We start from the raw sequence: 14,546 nt of genomic DNA on the forward strand, positions 1-14,546 counted from the left end.
TTTTTTTGTCGGTTAAAACAGTACCCACAGCAAAAATATCACCACGCAAACGCTGACAATGGGCCAAAACAGCGGTTTGTTGAACACGGCTTGGAGGGCAGGTGGTAAGGTAGCAACCAGCGGGTTGGCAATCGGCTGCGGATGCGGGAACAGGCTCTGTATCGTCAGTTCCCCGTCGGAAGCGCGCTGCAGGCGGTGAGCGAACAAAAAGGTCACCAGTTCGTTGAGTTGCGGTTGGGTAAGCGGTGTTTGTACCCCGGCATTGAAACGGTTTTGACTGTAGTCCAGCAACAACTGTCGCTCATTGGCTTCCAACGCGGGTTGAAACAGCGTGTACAATGTGGACTGAGTCGCGGTCATTGGGGGTTGCGCCGCATTGCCTGCGGTCGACGTTGTTGCCAAAGTCGCGGGTGCATCGCTGCGCCAATTGCCAGTGGTCAGCAGATGATGCAGGTCAGTTTGCGTTTGCAAATATTGCATCAGGAGCGGCAAATGACGAGCGGGGATCGGCGTGCCCGGCGGCTGGTGTTGCATTGCCGTCAATGACGTCCAGATTTTTTCCGTCGGTTCGCCCAGTAGCGCGGACAATCGCACCACCATCTGATTCAGGCTGTTCTGCTCGACGCTGGATAACGGACGTTGCAGCAGGGCCGTGGTCGCGGCATTGGTGAGCGCATTTTGCACCAGCGTTGTGGCAAGCGCGGGTGCTCTGCCTGACGCGGCATTTAGAGGTGCCGCATCGGGCGGTGTTTGCAACATGGTCAGCACCCGTTGTAACTGAGGCTGCGTCAGCGCTTTGAGTTCGGTATGACCAAATTCCTGACGTAAAAATTGAGTGACGCGCTGGCTGTTGTTTTCTTGAGGCAGCAGATCGGTCAGGCGTTGCAATAACGGATGGCGGGCGCTGCTTTGCTGTGTTTGAGCCTGCACCAGTTGGTTCTGCAATGACTGCTCGGCGGCGGTAAAATGCTGTCCGAGCAATGTCTGGTTTGGCGCCAAACCAATGTCCTGACGTAGTGTGGTCCAGATGGCATTGTTACTCAGCGATGTCAGCGCCTGTAGCTTGACCACCAGCGTATCCAGCGTGGCGCGCTGGGTAAAGCTGAGCGGGGAGTTCGCCGCCGCCGTATTGGATGAGGAAGAGGCAATGGCCGACGCCGGCGATGCGGGGGTGGGGGGGCGATCTCCCGGCGTCGGGGTTCCCGGACTGCTGACTGGCTGCATAATGGACTCCTCACTGCGTGAAAGGCACCCTGCATTCCCCGGGAGCCCTGAATAGGCAACGGAAATCATAGCAAGGTGTCTGGTGCGAGAATAGTCAGATCATAGGGGAAAATGCCTCCTTATTTGCGGTTTGCTTCCACTTCATGGATTTGGCTGCGAGACGTATCGCTATCCGGTGTGCAAACTGCATTGTGCTGAGCGCGCGGAGTACGCATATGCTGCGCCATGACAACCCCGAGTAATACCAGAATCCCGCCTACGATGTGGTAGCTGTGCAGTGTTTCATGCGGCAACGTCACGGCGATCAGTGCGGTAAACACCGGTGTCAGATTAATGAAAATACTGGCGTTATTGGCCCCGATGCGCATCACCCCGACGATCCACATCCACGGAGCAAGGATCGAGGCGAAAATACCGGCGAACAGTACCAGCGGTAGGTTTTGCGCGTTCAGGGCAATGCTTTGTGCCAACAATAAGTTCGGCAGCAACAGCACGACACCAAAGGCAATCTGCACGTAGAGCGACACCCAGGTGGGCAGAGCAATGGACCAGCGTTTGGTTAATACGCCGTACAAGGTGTAGGCTAACGCAGCAATAAACATCATTACCTCGCCGCGCCCGATGCCCTGCGCCAGAATCAGAGTCGGATGTCCACCGCTGATAAGCCAACTGATGCCGAAAAAGGAGAGCAGACTGCCGCACAGTAAGCTCAAGGTGGGCGCCACGCCGAGCAACGGAATGCTGATCAATACCATGAGCAAGGGGATCAACGAAACCAGAATGCCCATCATCAGCGCACTGATGCTGTGTGCGGCATAGTAGGCCATGCTTTGGTAGAGAACCATGCCGAGAAACCCTAGAAACAGCAATTTTCCCCAGTGTAGCCTGATGGTGCCCGCGTGTCGTCGCAACTGAGGCAACATAAAGGGCGTCAGTACCAGCAGAGCCAATAGCCAGCGGTAGAATGACATCGCTGCTGGATCGATGACACCAACGGAAAGTTTATTAACGATCACGTTAAATGACCAAAACAAGACGGCGATAAGGGGGAATAACAGTTGCATGATAACAATTCTCATTAACGTGGTAAGTCAGTTTACGACAGGCGGGTTCGTTCTATATAGTGAAAATAAGACATCCTGAATGGCAAGACAGACAACATGACGCGACAACGATCTTACTACCGTCCTGAAGGCATACCACCGAATGGGGTGTTTTTGCGTACCGAAGCGGTTAGCGCGGATACGGAATACCTGCCTCATCGTCATGAGTGGGGGCAATTGTTGTATGTGGTTTATGGCGTTGTGGTACTGCGTCTCGCACAGGAGCGTTTTGGGGCACTGACCCATTTTGCTATCTGGTTGCCTCAGGGGGTTGAGCACGCTTGCTACAACCAACGTCAGGCCACCATTTGCACCATCAATTTTGATGCGCGCTGGTATGCAGAACTTCCCGAAACGCCGTGCCTGCTTGAGGTTGGCCCGCTGTTTAAGGCGATTCAGGATGATTTGTTCGCGCGCGACGTACTGATCCCTCACGATAAACCCGACCTGCGCTTGTGTCGTGTGTTGTGCGATCAAATGACGGCGGCACCGCGCCAACGCAATTACTTGCCAGGAACCGACGATCGCCTGTTGGCTCCAGTGTTGCATGCGCTGGAGCAGTGCCCGGCGGATAACCGTACGCTGGCGCAATGGGCAACCGAGGTCTACAGCACGGAACGCACGCTGTCGCGGCATTACTCGGTATGTCGTTCAGCGAGTGGCGACAACGGCTACGCTACCTGCAAGCGTTGGCCTTGTTGCGTCAGGGCATGAGCGTGCAGTCTGTAGCGCTGGAAGTCGGCCGCAGCTCTTCATCGGCGTTTATCGCCATGTTTCGCCAGCAAAGTGGGTCCACGCTGGAAGGGTATCGAACCAGACCTTAATCGATGGGGATAGCGTTGGGATTCTCCACCATTCGGTGGCAAAATAGTGCCCATGTTTTTCTTGCAAGCGTTGCCTGACCTGGGTCGTACATGAAAATTGTGGTTGATGAGAATATGCCATATGCGCGCGAGCTGTTCATCCGCGTGGGTGAGGTGGTGGCCGTGCCGGGAAGGCCGTTGCCCGTTGAGGCGTTGACACAGGCACACGCCCTGATGGTGCGCTCCGTCACGCCGGTTAACGCCGCGCTGTTAGCGGATTCGGGCGTGACCTTCGTCGGCAGCGCCACGGCGGGTACCGATCACGTGGATGAGGCCTGGCTGCGTGAGCAAGGGGTCGGATTTTCAGCCGCGCCGGGTTGCAATGCCATCGCGGTGGTGGAATACGTTTTTTCTGCGCTGCTGATGCTGGCGGAGCGAGATGGCTTTCAGTTGCGCGACAAAACCGTCGGGATTGTCGGTGTGGGCAACGTCGGACGGCGTTTGCAGGCTTGCCTCAACGCCTGGGGGGTGAAGACGTTACTGTGCGATCCCCCTCGCGCCCGCAAGGAGGATGTTGGCTCCTTTTTACCACTGGATGCGCTGTTGCGTGACGCGGATATTGTCACGCTGCATACGCCCTTGACCAAGGGTGGCCCAGATAACACCCTGCACCTGATTGATGACGCGGTGCTCGCCGCCTTGCCTGCAGGCCGTATTTTGATCAACGCGTGTCGCGGGCCGGTGGTTGATAACGCAGCCCTGCTGCGGGCGTTACAGCAAGGCAAGGATCTGCGCGTGGTGCTGGACGTGTGGGAACCGGAACCGGGGCTTTCGCTGGATTTGCTGGCGCGTGCGGACGTGGGTACGGCGCATATTGCTGGCTATACGCTGGAAGGCAAGGCGCGCGGTACCACGCAAGTGTTTGAGGCGTTGTGCCAGTTTATCGGGCAGCCTCAGCAAGTGCTGCTGTCATCGCTGTTGCCTGCCCCGGATATCACGGATGTTCACGTAACGGCCCCTCTCGATCAAGCGTTGCTGAAGCGTCTGGTGCATCTGGTGTATGATGTACGCCGCGACGATACGCTGTTGCGCCAGTCTGCGGGTCAAGGTGGCGGATTTGATCGTCTGCGTAAACACTATCAGGAGCGCCGCGAATGGTCTTCGCTGCGTGTCACTTGTTCTGATGAGGACAGTGTGGCCTGTCTGAATGCATTGGGTTTCACTGCTGTCTTGCCGTAATACGGTGAGAGGGTGTCATGAAATACGACGTTTTTAGCGTAGGGTATTCGGGTGATGATATATCGCCCGAGCAAGAGGTATTGACGAATGGGGGAACACCACATGTCTGACGGCTGGAATATTGTGCTATTGGGCGCAACGGGTGCGGTGGGAACGGCGCTGCTGGAGTTATTGCAAGAGCGCGCGTTTCCCGTAGGCACGCTCTATCCGCTCGCCAGCGAACGCAGCGTGGGGGAATCCGTGAGGATCAACGGCAAATCCTGGCAAGTCGAGGATGCGGCCGAGTTTGATTGGTCTCAGGCACAGTTGGCCTTCTTTGTCGCGGGCAGCGAAGCGAGCGCACGCTATGCGGAAGAAACTGGTAACGCAGGTTGCCTGGTGATTGATAGCAGCGATTTGTTTGCGCTGGAGCCGGATGTCCCGTTGGTGGTGCCGGGGGTCAACACCCATGTGTTGGCGGATTACCGTAATCGCAATATCGTCGCGGTGGCAGACAGTCTGGTGAGTCAGCTGCTGCTGGCTATTAAACCGCTGATCGAGCAAGCCGGGCTGTCACGTCTTCACGTCACCAATCTGCTCTCTGTGTCTGCGCTGGGCAAAGTGGCGGTAGACGATTTGGCCGGGCAGAGTGCCCGTTTGCTGAACGGCATTCCACCGGAACCGGGCTTGTTTGCCAAACAGCTGGCGTTTAATGTGCTGCCGTTTCTGGCGGAAGCGCAAGGCAGTGTGGCACAAGAGCGTCGACTGGTGGATCAAGTGCGTAAGGTGTTACAGGACGAAGGGCTGCCTATCTCCGTCAACTGCGTACAGGCTCCGGTGTTTTACGGCCACGCACAGGTCGTACATCTTGAGGCATTACGACCATTGTCTGCGGAGGAAGCCCGGGATGAACTCGCACGCGCTGAATATGTTCAGCTCAGCGATGAAGACGACTACCCGACGCAAGTGGAAGATGCTTCTGACAACGTTCAGCTCAAGATTGGTTGCCTGCGCAATGATTACGGCATTCCCGAACTGCTGCAATTCTGGTCGGTTGCGGATAACGTACGCTTCGGCGGCGCGTTGATGGCGGTGGAAACGGCAGAACGGCTGGTGCAGGAGTATCTGGGGTAATGTCAGACAGTAATTTGCCGCAGCAGTCTGCTGGTATCAAGGTGGCGCTGGGCATTGAGTATGACGGCAGCCGCTATTATGGCTGGCAGCGTCAGGCTGAAGTAGAGAGCGTGCAATGGCATCTGGAACAGGCGCTGAGTAAAGTGGCCGATGAGCCGATTACCGTGTTTTGCGCCGGCAGAACCGATGTCGGCGTGCACGCTACCGGACAAGTGGTGCACTTCACCACCCAGGCTCAGCGCAAAGATGCCGCCTGGACCATGGGCGTCAATGCCCATTTGCCAGCAGATATCGCCGTGCGCTGGGTGAAAACCGTCGATGATGATTTTCATGCACGTTTCAGCGCCACGGCACGTCGCTATAGGTACCTTATCTATAATCATCGCCTGCGCCCGGCGGTACTGGCGCGTGGCGTAACGCAGTTCCACTTCCCGTTGGATGCGGCGCGCATGGAACGCGCCGGGCAAAGCCTGCTGGGTGAGAATGATTTTACCTCGTTTCGCGCCGTGCAATGCCAATCGCGCACGCCGTGGCGCAATGTAAATCATTTAAAGGTTACGCGTCATGGCGCTTACATCGTGGTAGATATTAAAGCCAATGCGTTTGTTCATCATATGGTGCGCAATATCGTTGGTAGCCTGATGGAAGTGGGATGCGGTAATCAGCCTGAATCATGGATAGCCAAACTGCTGGCGGCTAAAGATCGCAAGCTGGCTGCCGCCACTGCGCGCGCCGACGGTCTTTATCTGGTAGAAGTAGATTATCCGGCACGTTTCGAACTGCCCGTTGCGCCAATGGGCCCGCTGTTTCTGGAAGATTTACCCGTGGCGGGCGGTTGTATCGCACCACGCTAAACACTAGAGGATTCTCACGGCATTGCGCCGTGAAACATGCACATAATGGAACTTGTCGCGTTTATACGCTTTATCATCGATTTTATTCTGCATATTGACGTTCACCTTGCGGAACTGGTTGCGCAATACGGTGTCTGGATTTATGCCATTCTGTTTTTAATCCTGTTTTGCGAAACAGGTATGGTGGTGACGCCATTTCTGCCGGGGGATTCTCTGTTGTTTGTCGCCGGCGCGCTGGCGGCGTTGCCCACTAACGATCTGGATGTGCACACCATGGTGGCGCTGATGGTTGTGGCGGCCATACTGGGAGATGCGGTCAATTACACCATCGGGCGTTTGTTCGGGGAAAAGCTGTTCAGTAACCCCGATTCGAAAATTTTTCGCCGCAGTTATCTGGATAAAACGCATCAATTTTATGCCCGTCACGGCGGTAAAACGATTATTCTGGCGCGCTTCGTACCGATTGTGAGAACATTCGCGCCGTTTGTCGCCGGTATGGGACATATGCGCTACCGCCATTTTGCTCTCTATAATGTGGTAGGGGCATTACTGTGGGTATTACTGTTTACTTACGCAGGTTACCTGTTCGGCGACCTGCCGATTGTGTGCCAGGGATCATTGAAATCTGGCGGCATAGACGAGCGGCGGCCCGGGTGAAGAGCGCGTCGGGTTCACAAGAATAAACGCGGTAATCGCTCCGGCTTGACCAGTTTTCTATCCACAGTCCCGGAGTGTTATGGTTTAATGAGCGGTATTTATGGTCTGTCACTGATGACGACCTGCGTTATCGGCGCCTTGCAATACGGGTGTAAACACCTGTTCAGGCTGCGATAAACGGGCGTAGTGACGGGGCAGAGCGGACTGGCCACGGCCAGGTTCAAGCAGAAAGGTTATCAATGAGCTGGATTGAACGAATTCTTAACAAGAGCAACATTACACCGACCCGCAAGGCCAATATTCCTGAAGGGGTATGGACCAAATGTGACAGTTGTGGTCAGGTGCTTTATCGCGCTGAATTGGAGCGTAACCTTGAGGTGTGTCCCAAGTGCGACCACCACATGCGACTTTCCGCCCGTGCGCGCTTGAATGCGTTTCTGGATAAGGACAGCGTGGTTGAGCTGGGTAGTGAGCTGGAGCCCAAGGATGCGCTGAAGTTCAAAGACTCGAAGAAATACAAAGATCGTCTGGTTGCTGCACAAAAGCAGTCTGACGAAAAAGACGCGTTGGTGGTGATGAAAGGCACGTTGTATGGCATGCCGGTGGTTGCTGCTTCCTTTGAGTTTGCCTTTATGGGCGGTTCCATGGCCTCTGTGGTCGGCGCGCGTTTTGTGCGTGCGGTTGAGCAGGCGTTGGAAGGTGGCTGTCCGCTGGTGTGTTTCTCCGCCAGTGGCGGTGCGCGTATGCAGGAAGCGCTGATGTCGCTGATGCAAATGGCGAAAATCAGCGCAGCGTTGGCAAAAATGCGCGAGCGCGGTCTGCCCTATATTTCGGTGTTGACCGACCCGACCATGGGCGGTGTTTCAGCCAGTCTGGCGATGCTAGGCGATTTGAATATTGCTGAACCGAAAGCGCTAATCGGTTTTGCCGGTCCGCGCGTTATCGAACAGACGGTACGTGAAAAATTGCCGCCAGGTTTCCAACGCAGTGAATTTCTGCTGGAAAAAGGGGCGATTGACATGATCGTGCGCCGCCCGGAAATGCGCTTTAAGTTAGCCAGCATACTGTCTCGGCTGACCAACCACTCCGAGCCAGTGAACACCGCTGAGGTTCGTCCGCCGGAAGTGACCACTGAACCGCAGGATGATGCGCAATAAGTGACACGTGAACAGGGTGCAGCAGGATTGTGCTTAGGCCGTTCTGTGCACCCTGTATCAATGAACCGTAAGCCAGTGAACGGGACTCATGGAAAATCTTCTCATTCCCCAAGCCACGTCGCCTTTGGCCGCGTGGCTTCATTATCTGGAGCACCTGCACGCCACTGCCATTGACATGGGATTGACGCGTATTAAACAGGTTGCCGACCGTCTTCATCTGCTGCGTCCGGCCCCAACGGTGTTTACCGTCGCGGGTACCAACGGAAAAGGTACTACCTGTTGTTCGCTGGAAGCCATTTTGATGGCGGCGGGTTTACGTGTCGGTGTTTACAGTTCTCCCCATCTGCTGCGTTATGCCGAACGTGTGCGCATCCAAGGCCAGGAATTGCCGGAAAGCGCGCACACTAAGGCGTTTGCCGAGATCGAGGCAGGGCGTGGCGATGTCTCATCGACCTATTTCGAGTTTGGCACCCTTGCGGCACTGCATCTGTTCAGGCAGGCAAATCTGGATGTGGTGATTCTGGAGGTCGGGTTAGGTGGGCGTCTGGATGCCACCAATATTGTGGATGCTGACGTGGCGGTGGTGACCAGTATTGCGCTCGATCATACTGACTGGTTAGGGCATGACCGCGAAAGTATTGGTCGCGAAAAGGCCGGTATCTTCCGCGGTAATACTCCTGCCGTGGTGGGTGAGCCGGATATGCCCGCCTCTATTGCTGCTGTGGCCGAAGAGAAAGGGGCATTGTTGTTCAGGCGTGGTCGTGATTGGCACTTTGCGCTGGAAGGCGACGGCTGGTATTGGCAATCGGCTGACGGAGAGCGCATGACGCTGCCGCTGCCGAACGTGCCATTGCCCAATGCTGCTACGGCGCTGGCCGCGCTGCGCCAGGGGCCGATTGATGTCTCTCTGGCGGCTGTCGAACAGGGGTTGCGTCGCGCTGCGTTACCGGGCCGGTTCCAAACGGTGAGTGAACAGCCGAAACTAATTCTGGATGTCGCACATAATCCCCATGCAGCAGCCTATCTGGCCGGGCGATTGGCGCAGTTGCCAAAAACGGGCAAAGTACGTGCGGTGATTGGTATGCTGGCCGATAAAGATATTCCCGGTACGTTGGCGCACCTCAAGCCCGTGGTGGATGAATGGTATTGCGCCCCGTTGGAGGGGCCACGTGGTGCCAGCGTTGAATTGATAGCGGCCCACCTGGAGCGCTGCCGGTCGTTTAAGGATGTCGCGACCGCCTGGCATCAGGCGATGCAAGGTGCAGATACGCAGGATACCGTCGTGGTGTGCGGATCTTTTCATACGGTAGCGCATGTGATGGAAGCGCAGGAGGATAGGGGGTCGAATGGCAAGTAAGTTTCAAAATCGTCTGGTCGGCACCATTATTCTGGTGGCGTTGGGCGTTATTGTGCTGCCGGCGCTGCTGGACGGCAAAAAGAAACATTACGAAGATGAGTTTGCCGCGATCCCGCTGGTGCCAAAGCCGGGTGACAGTACGGAGGCCGAATCGCTGCTTTCACTGAATCAGTCGTTGCCCAGTCAGCCGCCGGAAGGGGCGCAGCAGGCGATGCAAGGACAACCGGCTCAGGGCGGTGTGACCGCACCTGAGGATGATGACACTATGCAGGTACCGCCGAGCAGTACGCCACCGTCGTCTTCCGCACCGATAGAAATTGCCCCGCCCGCTGTGGCGGCACGCCCGGTAACCACTAAAGTGGACGTGAAGCTGGAAGCCGCTCCCGCAGGACAAGCCTACGTGGTGCAACTGGGCGCACTGAAAAATGCGGATAAGGTGAATGAAATTGTTGCCAAGATGCGCCTGTCGGGATACCGCGCCTACACGGTGCCGTCGACACCCGTCGCGGGGGAGATAACCCGCATTTACGTCGGGCCGGATGCGTCAAAACAGAAATTACAGTCTGCCCTCGGCGAACTGCAACAACTGAGTGGGCTGACTGGGCATGTCAGGAACTACAGCGCACGTTAAGGGTTGCCAGAGGGCTAATTCCGCTGAGGTTGTTGGTAAAGCCTACTAAAATGGTCATCCACGCCTACCGCGTCATTTCCGTGCAGGCGGGAATCTTTTGCAGAAGTCACTTTTCTTCCTCGTCATCCTCCGATTACGCGGAGGATGACGAGGAAGAAAAGTGACTTTGTCAGTACGCCGCCAGCAAATTCACCTATCGGTGAAATCGTTGGGAAATAGGCTACGCAAACGTTTTCTTTTTCTGTTAGAATGCGCCGCGAACAGGATGATGAGCGGCGCTACGCTCTCTTGAGCTGGCGGTAATTACTGCTGGTGTGAGAGAGATTGTGTTGGCATCGTTCGTGAGTGAGAGAATTCATGGTTTGGGTTGATTACGTCATCATTGGCATTATTGGTTTCTCAGCGCTGGTCAGTTTGATCCGTGGCTTTGTTCGTGAGGCGCTTTCGCTGATCACCTGGGGCAGTGCATTCTTTGTTGCCAGCCATTATTACCCATACTTATCGGTCTATTTCACGCGTTTTGAAGACGAGCTGGTGCGCAACGGGGTTGCCATCGCCATTCTGTTTATTGCGACATTGATTGTGGTAGCGATCGTCAACTATGTGATTGGTTCACTGGTTGAACGAACCTGGCTTTCAGGTACCGACAGAGTACTGGGCATTTGCTTTGGTGCATTGCGCGGTGTGTTGATTGTTTCTGCATTGCTGTTCTTTTTGGATACCTTTACCGGTTTTTCACAAAGCGACGACTGGAAACAGTCTCAGCTTATCCCGCAGTTTAGCTATATCATCAGGTGGTTTTTCGACTACCTGCAAAGCACGTCAAGTTTCTTGCCGCAGCACATAGAGCTGCGGTAGCGCTGATGAGGAAAAGACAAAATGTGCGGTATTGTCGGTATCGCCGGTTTTACACCGGTAAACCAGTCGATTTATGACGCGTTAACGGTGTTACAGCACCGTGGACAAGATGCCGCAGGCATCGTCACCATCGACCCCATGAACTGCTTCCGCCTGCGTAAGGCGAACGGCCTGGTGAAGGACGTATTCGAGGCGCGTCACATGCAGCGCCTGCAAGGCAATATGGGCGTGGGGCATGTGCGTTATCCTACCGCGGGCAGCTCCAGCGCATCGGAGGCCCAGCCGTTTTATGTCAATTCCCCGTTTGGCATCACGCTGGCGCACAACGGTAACCTGACCAACGCTCATGAACTGCGCAAACAGCTGTTTGCGCAAGGGCGTCGCCACGTTAACACCACCTCTGATTCCGAGATTCTGCTCAATATCGTTGCCTGCGAGTTGGATCGTTTTCAACACTACCCGCTGGATGCCGACAACGTGTTTGCTGCCGTTGCCGCCACTCATAAAATGATTCGCGGTGCCTATGCGTGCGTTGGGATGATCATCAGGCACGGTTTGTTTGCTTTCCGCGATCCAAACGGTATCCGTCCGTTGGTGATCGGCAAGCGCGAACTGGCCGATGGCCGCATCGAGTATATGGTGGCCTCGGAAAGCGTGGCGCTTGATACCCTTGGCTTTGAGTTCTTGCGTGACGTAGCGCCGGGAGAGGCGGTTTACATCACTGAGAAAGGGCAATTGTTTACGTGCCAGTGCGCCGAGAACCCGAAAAGCAATCCATGCCTGTTCGAGTATGTCTATTTTGCTCGCCCGGACTCTTTTATCGACAAAATTTCGGTCTACAGCGCCCGCGTGCGCATGGGCCAAAAGCTGGGCGAGAAGATTGCCCGCGTGTGGGAAGATCTGGATATCGATGTGGTAATTCCTATCCCGGAAACCTCCTGCGATATCGCCTTGGAGATTGCGCGCATTATCGATAAGCCGTACCGCCAGGGCTTTGTGAAAAACCGCTATGTTGGCCGTATCTTTATCATGCCGGGTCAGGAACAGCGTAAAAACTCGGTGCGCCGCAAACTGAACGCCAACCGCGCCGAGTTCCGTGACAAAAACGTGCTATTGGTGGATGACTCCATCGTGCGCGGCACCACTTCGGAGCAAATTGTCGAGATGGCGCGTGAAGCGGGTGCGCGCCGCGTTTATCTGGCATCAGCCGCGCCGGAAATTCGTTTCCCGAACGTGTATGGCATTGATATGCCGAGCGCCAATGAGCTGATTGCCCATGGTCGCGAAGTGGAAGAGATTCGCCAGATTATTGGTGCCGACGCCCTGATTTTCCAGGATCTCGACGATCTGATCGCTGCCGCGCGGGAAGAAAACCCGGATATAGTGCAGTTTGAATGCTCGGTATTTAACGGTATCTACGTGACCAAAGATGTCGATCAGGGTTATCTCGACTATCTGGAAGGGCTGCGTAATGACGATGCCAAAGCGTTGCGCAGCCAGAATGAAGTCGAGGATTTGGAACTGCACAACGAAGGTTGATGTCATCCAAGGTGAAAGCTGGGGATCTCTGTGCGAAGAAACAGGTTCCTTCTGTAAGAGATTCCCGCCTGCGCGGGAATGACTGACTTGTGAGCAACAAAGGGAGGTGCGTAAGCGCCTCCCTTTGTTGCTTATTGAGCGGGGATAAGGCAAAGTCTGCCCGTAATCCTTTTTGCACAGCAGCATCTCGAGGTTTGGCATGAAACGACTCATCATTGGACTTTCCGGTGCCAGCGGCGCGGTTTATGGCGTGCGCCTGTTACAGGTGTTACAACCGTTGGACGACGTGGAAACCCATTTGATCATGAGCCCGGCCGCCCGACAAACGCTGACGCTGGAGAGTGATTTCAGCGTACGCGATGTGCAGGCATTGGCGGACGTGGTGCATGACAGTCGTGACATTGCGGCCTCGCTGTCGTCCGGTTCATTTCGTACCGCGGGAATGGTAATTCTCCCCTGTTCCATCAAAACCCTTTCAGGGATTGTGCACAGCTACAGTGATAACTTATTGATTCGTGCCGCAGACGTAATATTAAAAGAGCGTCGCCCGTTAGTGTTGTGCGTGCGTGAAACCCCGTTGCACCTCGGGCACCTGCGCCTGATGACGGCAGCCGCAGAAATGGGAGCAGTGATCATGCCGCCCGTTCCCGCGTTTTATCACCGTCCGCAAACCTTGCAAGACGTGGTGGATCAAACGGTCAACCGTGTACTCGATCAGTTTGATATTGCGTTGCCTGAAGCGCTGTTCACACGCTGGCATGGCAGTTAACGCCGCCCAATCGTAAAAACACACCAATAAGGTGCAATTCCTCTCATCTTTTCCCTCGCTTTCTTGCCTGTCTGCGCAAGGTTTGCACTACGCTTAAGTGATGATGAGTTGTTATGGTGCAAACGTTGATTGATTTGCACCAAAATGTTTCAAGGGAAGCGCGCCGTCTCTTTCCTGATCAACACACTCATCATCACCCTCATCAGGGTGCCCCTATCACTACGCGCCTGCGGCAGATTTCGGATTTATCCGCATTATGTTGCGATTATGGCGTGGATTTTGCAGGGTTTCTGCTGATGAGACTGGCGGCGCTGGCATCCCTTTCGCGCAAGAGCGCGCAGGCGTTTGACCGCCCCTTTACGCTTAGTGATATTCATTCTTTTTGATCATCATTCCATCGAGATAAGGGTTGCGAAATGAAAAAATTATTCAGAATTCTGCCGTTGACCTTAGTTATTGCTGCGGGAAGCGCGCTGGCCGATGTTCCCAAGAATCTCAAAATTGGCACCGACCTGACGTATGCACCCTTTGAGTCCAAGAATGCCAGCGGTGAACTGGTAGGGTTTGATATTGATTTGGCTAAAGAGCTGTGCAAGCGCATCAAGGCTGAATGTACTTTTGTAGAAAGTGATTTCGACGCACTGATCCCTTCACTGAAAGCGAAAAAGATTAATGCCATCATCTCCTCACTCTCCATCACTGAGAAGTGCCAGCAGGAGATTGCTTTCACGGAAAAACTCTACGCTGCCAACGCGCGTCTGATTGAGAAGAAAGGGGCGAACATTCAACCGACGCTGGAATCGCTGCGCGGTAAACGTGTCGGCGTGTTGCAGGCCTCTACTCAGAAAGCCTATGCCAATGCTAACTGGCAGCCGAAAGGCATTGATGTGGTGGCTTACCAAAACCAGGATTTGATCTACGCCGACTTGACCGCAGGCCGTATTGATGCCGCGTTCCAGGATGAAGTAGCGGGAAACGAAGGCTTCCTGAAATTACCGGTGGGTAAAGACTACGTCTTCGCGGGTCCGGCAGTGAAGGATGACAAATTCTTTGGCGTGGGTACCGGCATTGGGCTGCGCAAAGAAGATAAAGCACTGAAAGCTGCGCTGGATAAAGCGTTTGAAGAGATGCGCAAAGACGGCACCTACGACACTTTCGCGAAGAAATACTTCTATTTTGACGTATACGGCGGCTAATGGCGTGTTGCTGGGATCTGCCTGCGTTATGCAGGCAGAGTGTGCC

General features: G+C 54.9%; 13 protein-coding genes and 2 pseudogenes. 13 read left to right on the forward strand and 2 right to left on the reverse strand.

The window, feature by feature from the left end:
- Positions 1 to 12 precede the first annotated feature (12 nt).
- Positions 13 to 1,224 carry a flagella biosynthesis regulator Flk gene (locus JZM30_RS11870; protein WP_252318902.1) on the reverse strand — a complete coding sequence of 404 codons (1,212 nt, stop codon included), beginning with the start codon at positions 1,222 to 1,224 and terminating at the stop codon, positions 13 to 15.
- A gap of 119 nt (positions 1,225 to 1,343) precedes the next feature.
- A complete protein-coding gene (locus JZM30_RS11875) occupies positions 1,344 to 2,288 on the reverse strand; it encodes a DMT family transporter (RefSeq protein ID WP_252318904.1) in 945 nt (314 codons plus the stop codon).
- 96 nt (positions 2,289 to 2,384) lie between these two features.
- On the opposite strand from JZM30_RS11875, the pseudogene JZM30_RS11880 reads away from it, so the two are divergent.
- From JZM30_RS11880 to JZM30_RS11940, 13 genes and pseudogenes are all read left to right on the forward strand, one after another.
- Positions 2,385 to 3,151: pseudogene (locus JZM30_RS11880) on the forward strand (AraC family transcriptional regulator).
- 90 nt (positions 3,152 to 3,241) lie between these two features.
- Complete coding sequence (pdxB, locus tag JZM30_RS11885; protein WP_252318906.1) at positions 3,242 to 4,369, forward strand: 4-phosphoerythronate dehydrogenase PdxB; 1,128 nt, start codon at positions 3,242 to 3,244, stop codon at positions 4,367 to 4,369.
- Positions 4,370 to 4,471: 102 nt separating this feature from the next.
- Positions 4,472 to 5,482, forward strand: a complete 1,011-nt coding sequence (locus JZM30_RS11890) for an aspartate-semialdehyde dehydrogenase (protein WP_252319651.1) — start codon at positions 4,472 to 4,474, stop codon at positions 5,480 to 5,482.
- The gene (truA, locus tag JZM30_RS11895) at positions 5,482 to 6,336 is read left to right on the forward strand and encodes a tRNA pseudouridine(38-40) synthase TruA (RefSeq protein WP_252318908.1); all 855 of its coding nucleotides are present in this window, start codon (positions 5,482 to 5,484) and stop codon (positions 6,334 to 6,336) included. The genes JZM30_RS11890 and truA overlap by 1 nt, the downstream gene beginning before the upstream one ends.
- Before the next feature lie 45 nt (positions 6,337 to 6,381).
- A pseudogene (locus tag JZM30_RS11900) lies at positions 6,382 to 7,019 on the forward strand (DedA family protein).
- Positions 7,020 to 7,232: 213 nt separating this feature from the next.
- Positions 7,233 to 8,150: an acetyl-CoA carboxylase, carboxyltransferase subunit beta gene (gene accD, locus JZM30_RS11905; protein ID WP_252318910.1), complete on the forward strand. Its 918-nt coding sequence runs from the start codon at positions 7,233 to 7,235 to the stop codon at positions 8,148 to 8,150.
- An 88-nt stretch (positions 8,151 to 8,238) separates the two neighbouring features.
- Positions 8,239 to 9,507: a bifunctional tetrahydrofolate synthase/dihydrofolate synthase gene (gene folC / locus JZM30_RS11910; RefSeq protein ID WP_252318912.1), complete on the forward strand. Its 1,269-nt coding sequence runs from the start codon at positions 8,239 to 8,241 to the stop codon at positions 9,505 to 9,507.
- Entirely contained in the window at positions 9,497 to 10,138 is a 642-nt protein-coding gene (gene dedD, locus JZM30_RS11915; RefSeq protein ID WP_252318913.1) for a cell division protein DedD, read from the forward strand. Before folC ends, dedD begins: the two co-directional genes overlap by 11 nt.
- Before the next feature lie 357 nt (positions 10,139 to 10,495).
- Positions 10,496 to 10,996 (forward strand): colicin V production protein, encoded by a 501-nt coding sequence (gene cvpA, locus JZM30_RS11920; RefSeq protein ID WP_252318914.1) that lies wholly within the window; start codon positions 10,496 to 10,498, stop codon positions 10,994 to 10,996.
- Between the two features lie 21 nt (positions 10,997 to 11,017).
- The gene (purF, locus tag JZM30_RS11925) at positions 11,018 to 12,535 is read left to right on the forward strand and encodes an amidophosphoribosyltransferase (RefSeq protein WP_252318916.1); all 1,518 of its coding nucleotides are present in this window, start codon (positions 11,018 to 11,020) and stop codon (positions 12,533 to 12,535) included.
- Between the two features lie 199 nt (positions 12,536 to 12,734).
- Positions 12,735 to 13,304 carry a UbiX family flavin prenyltransferase gene (locus tag JZM30_RS11930; RefSeq protein ID WP_252318918.1) on the forward strand — a complete coding sequence of 190 codons (570 nt, stop codon included), beginning with the start codon at positions 12,735 to 12,737 and terminating at the stop codon, positions 13,302 to 13,304.
- A 113-nt stretch (positions 13,305 to 13,417) separates the two neighbouring features.
- Positions 13,418 to 13,690: a hypothetical protein gene (locus JZM30_RS11935; protein ID WP_252318920.1), complete on the forward strand. Its 273-nt coding sequence runs from the start codon at positions 13,418 to 13,420 to the stop codon at positions 13,688 to 13,690.
- A gap of 30 nt (positions 13,691 to 13,720) precedes the next feature.
- Positions 13,721 to 14,500: a lysine/arginine/ornithine ABC transporter substrate-binding protein gene (locus JZM30_RS11940; protein ID WP_252318922.1), complete on the forward strand. Its 780-nt coding sequence runs from the start codon at positions 13,721 to 13,723 to the stop codon at positions 14,498 to 14,500.
- The last annotated feature ends 46 nt before the right edge of the window (positions 14,501 to 14,546 follow it).

The organism is Candidatus Symbiopectobacterium endolongispinus (assembly GCF_018777385.1).
GTDB classification, from domain to species: domain Bacteria; phylum Pseudomonadota; class Gammaproteobacteria; order Enterobacterales; family Enterobacteriaceae; genus Symbiopectobacterium; species Symbiopectobacterium endolongispinus.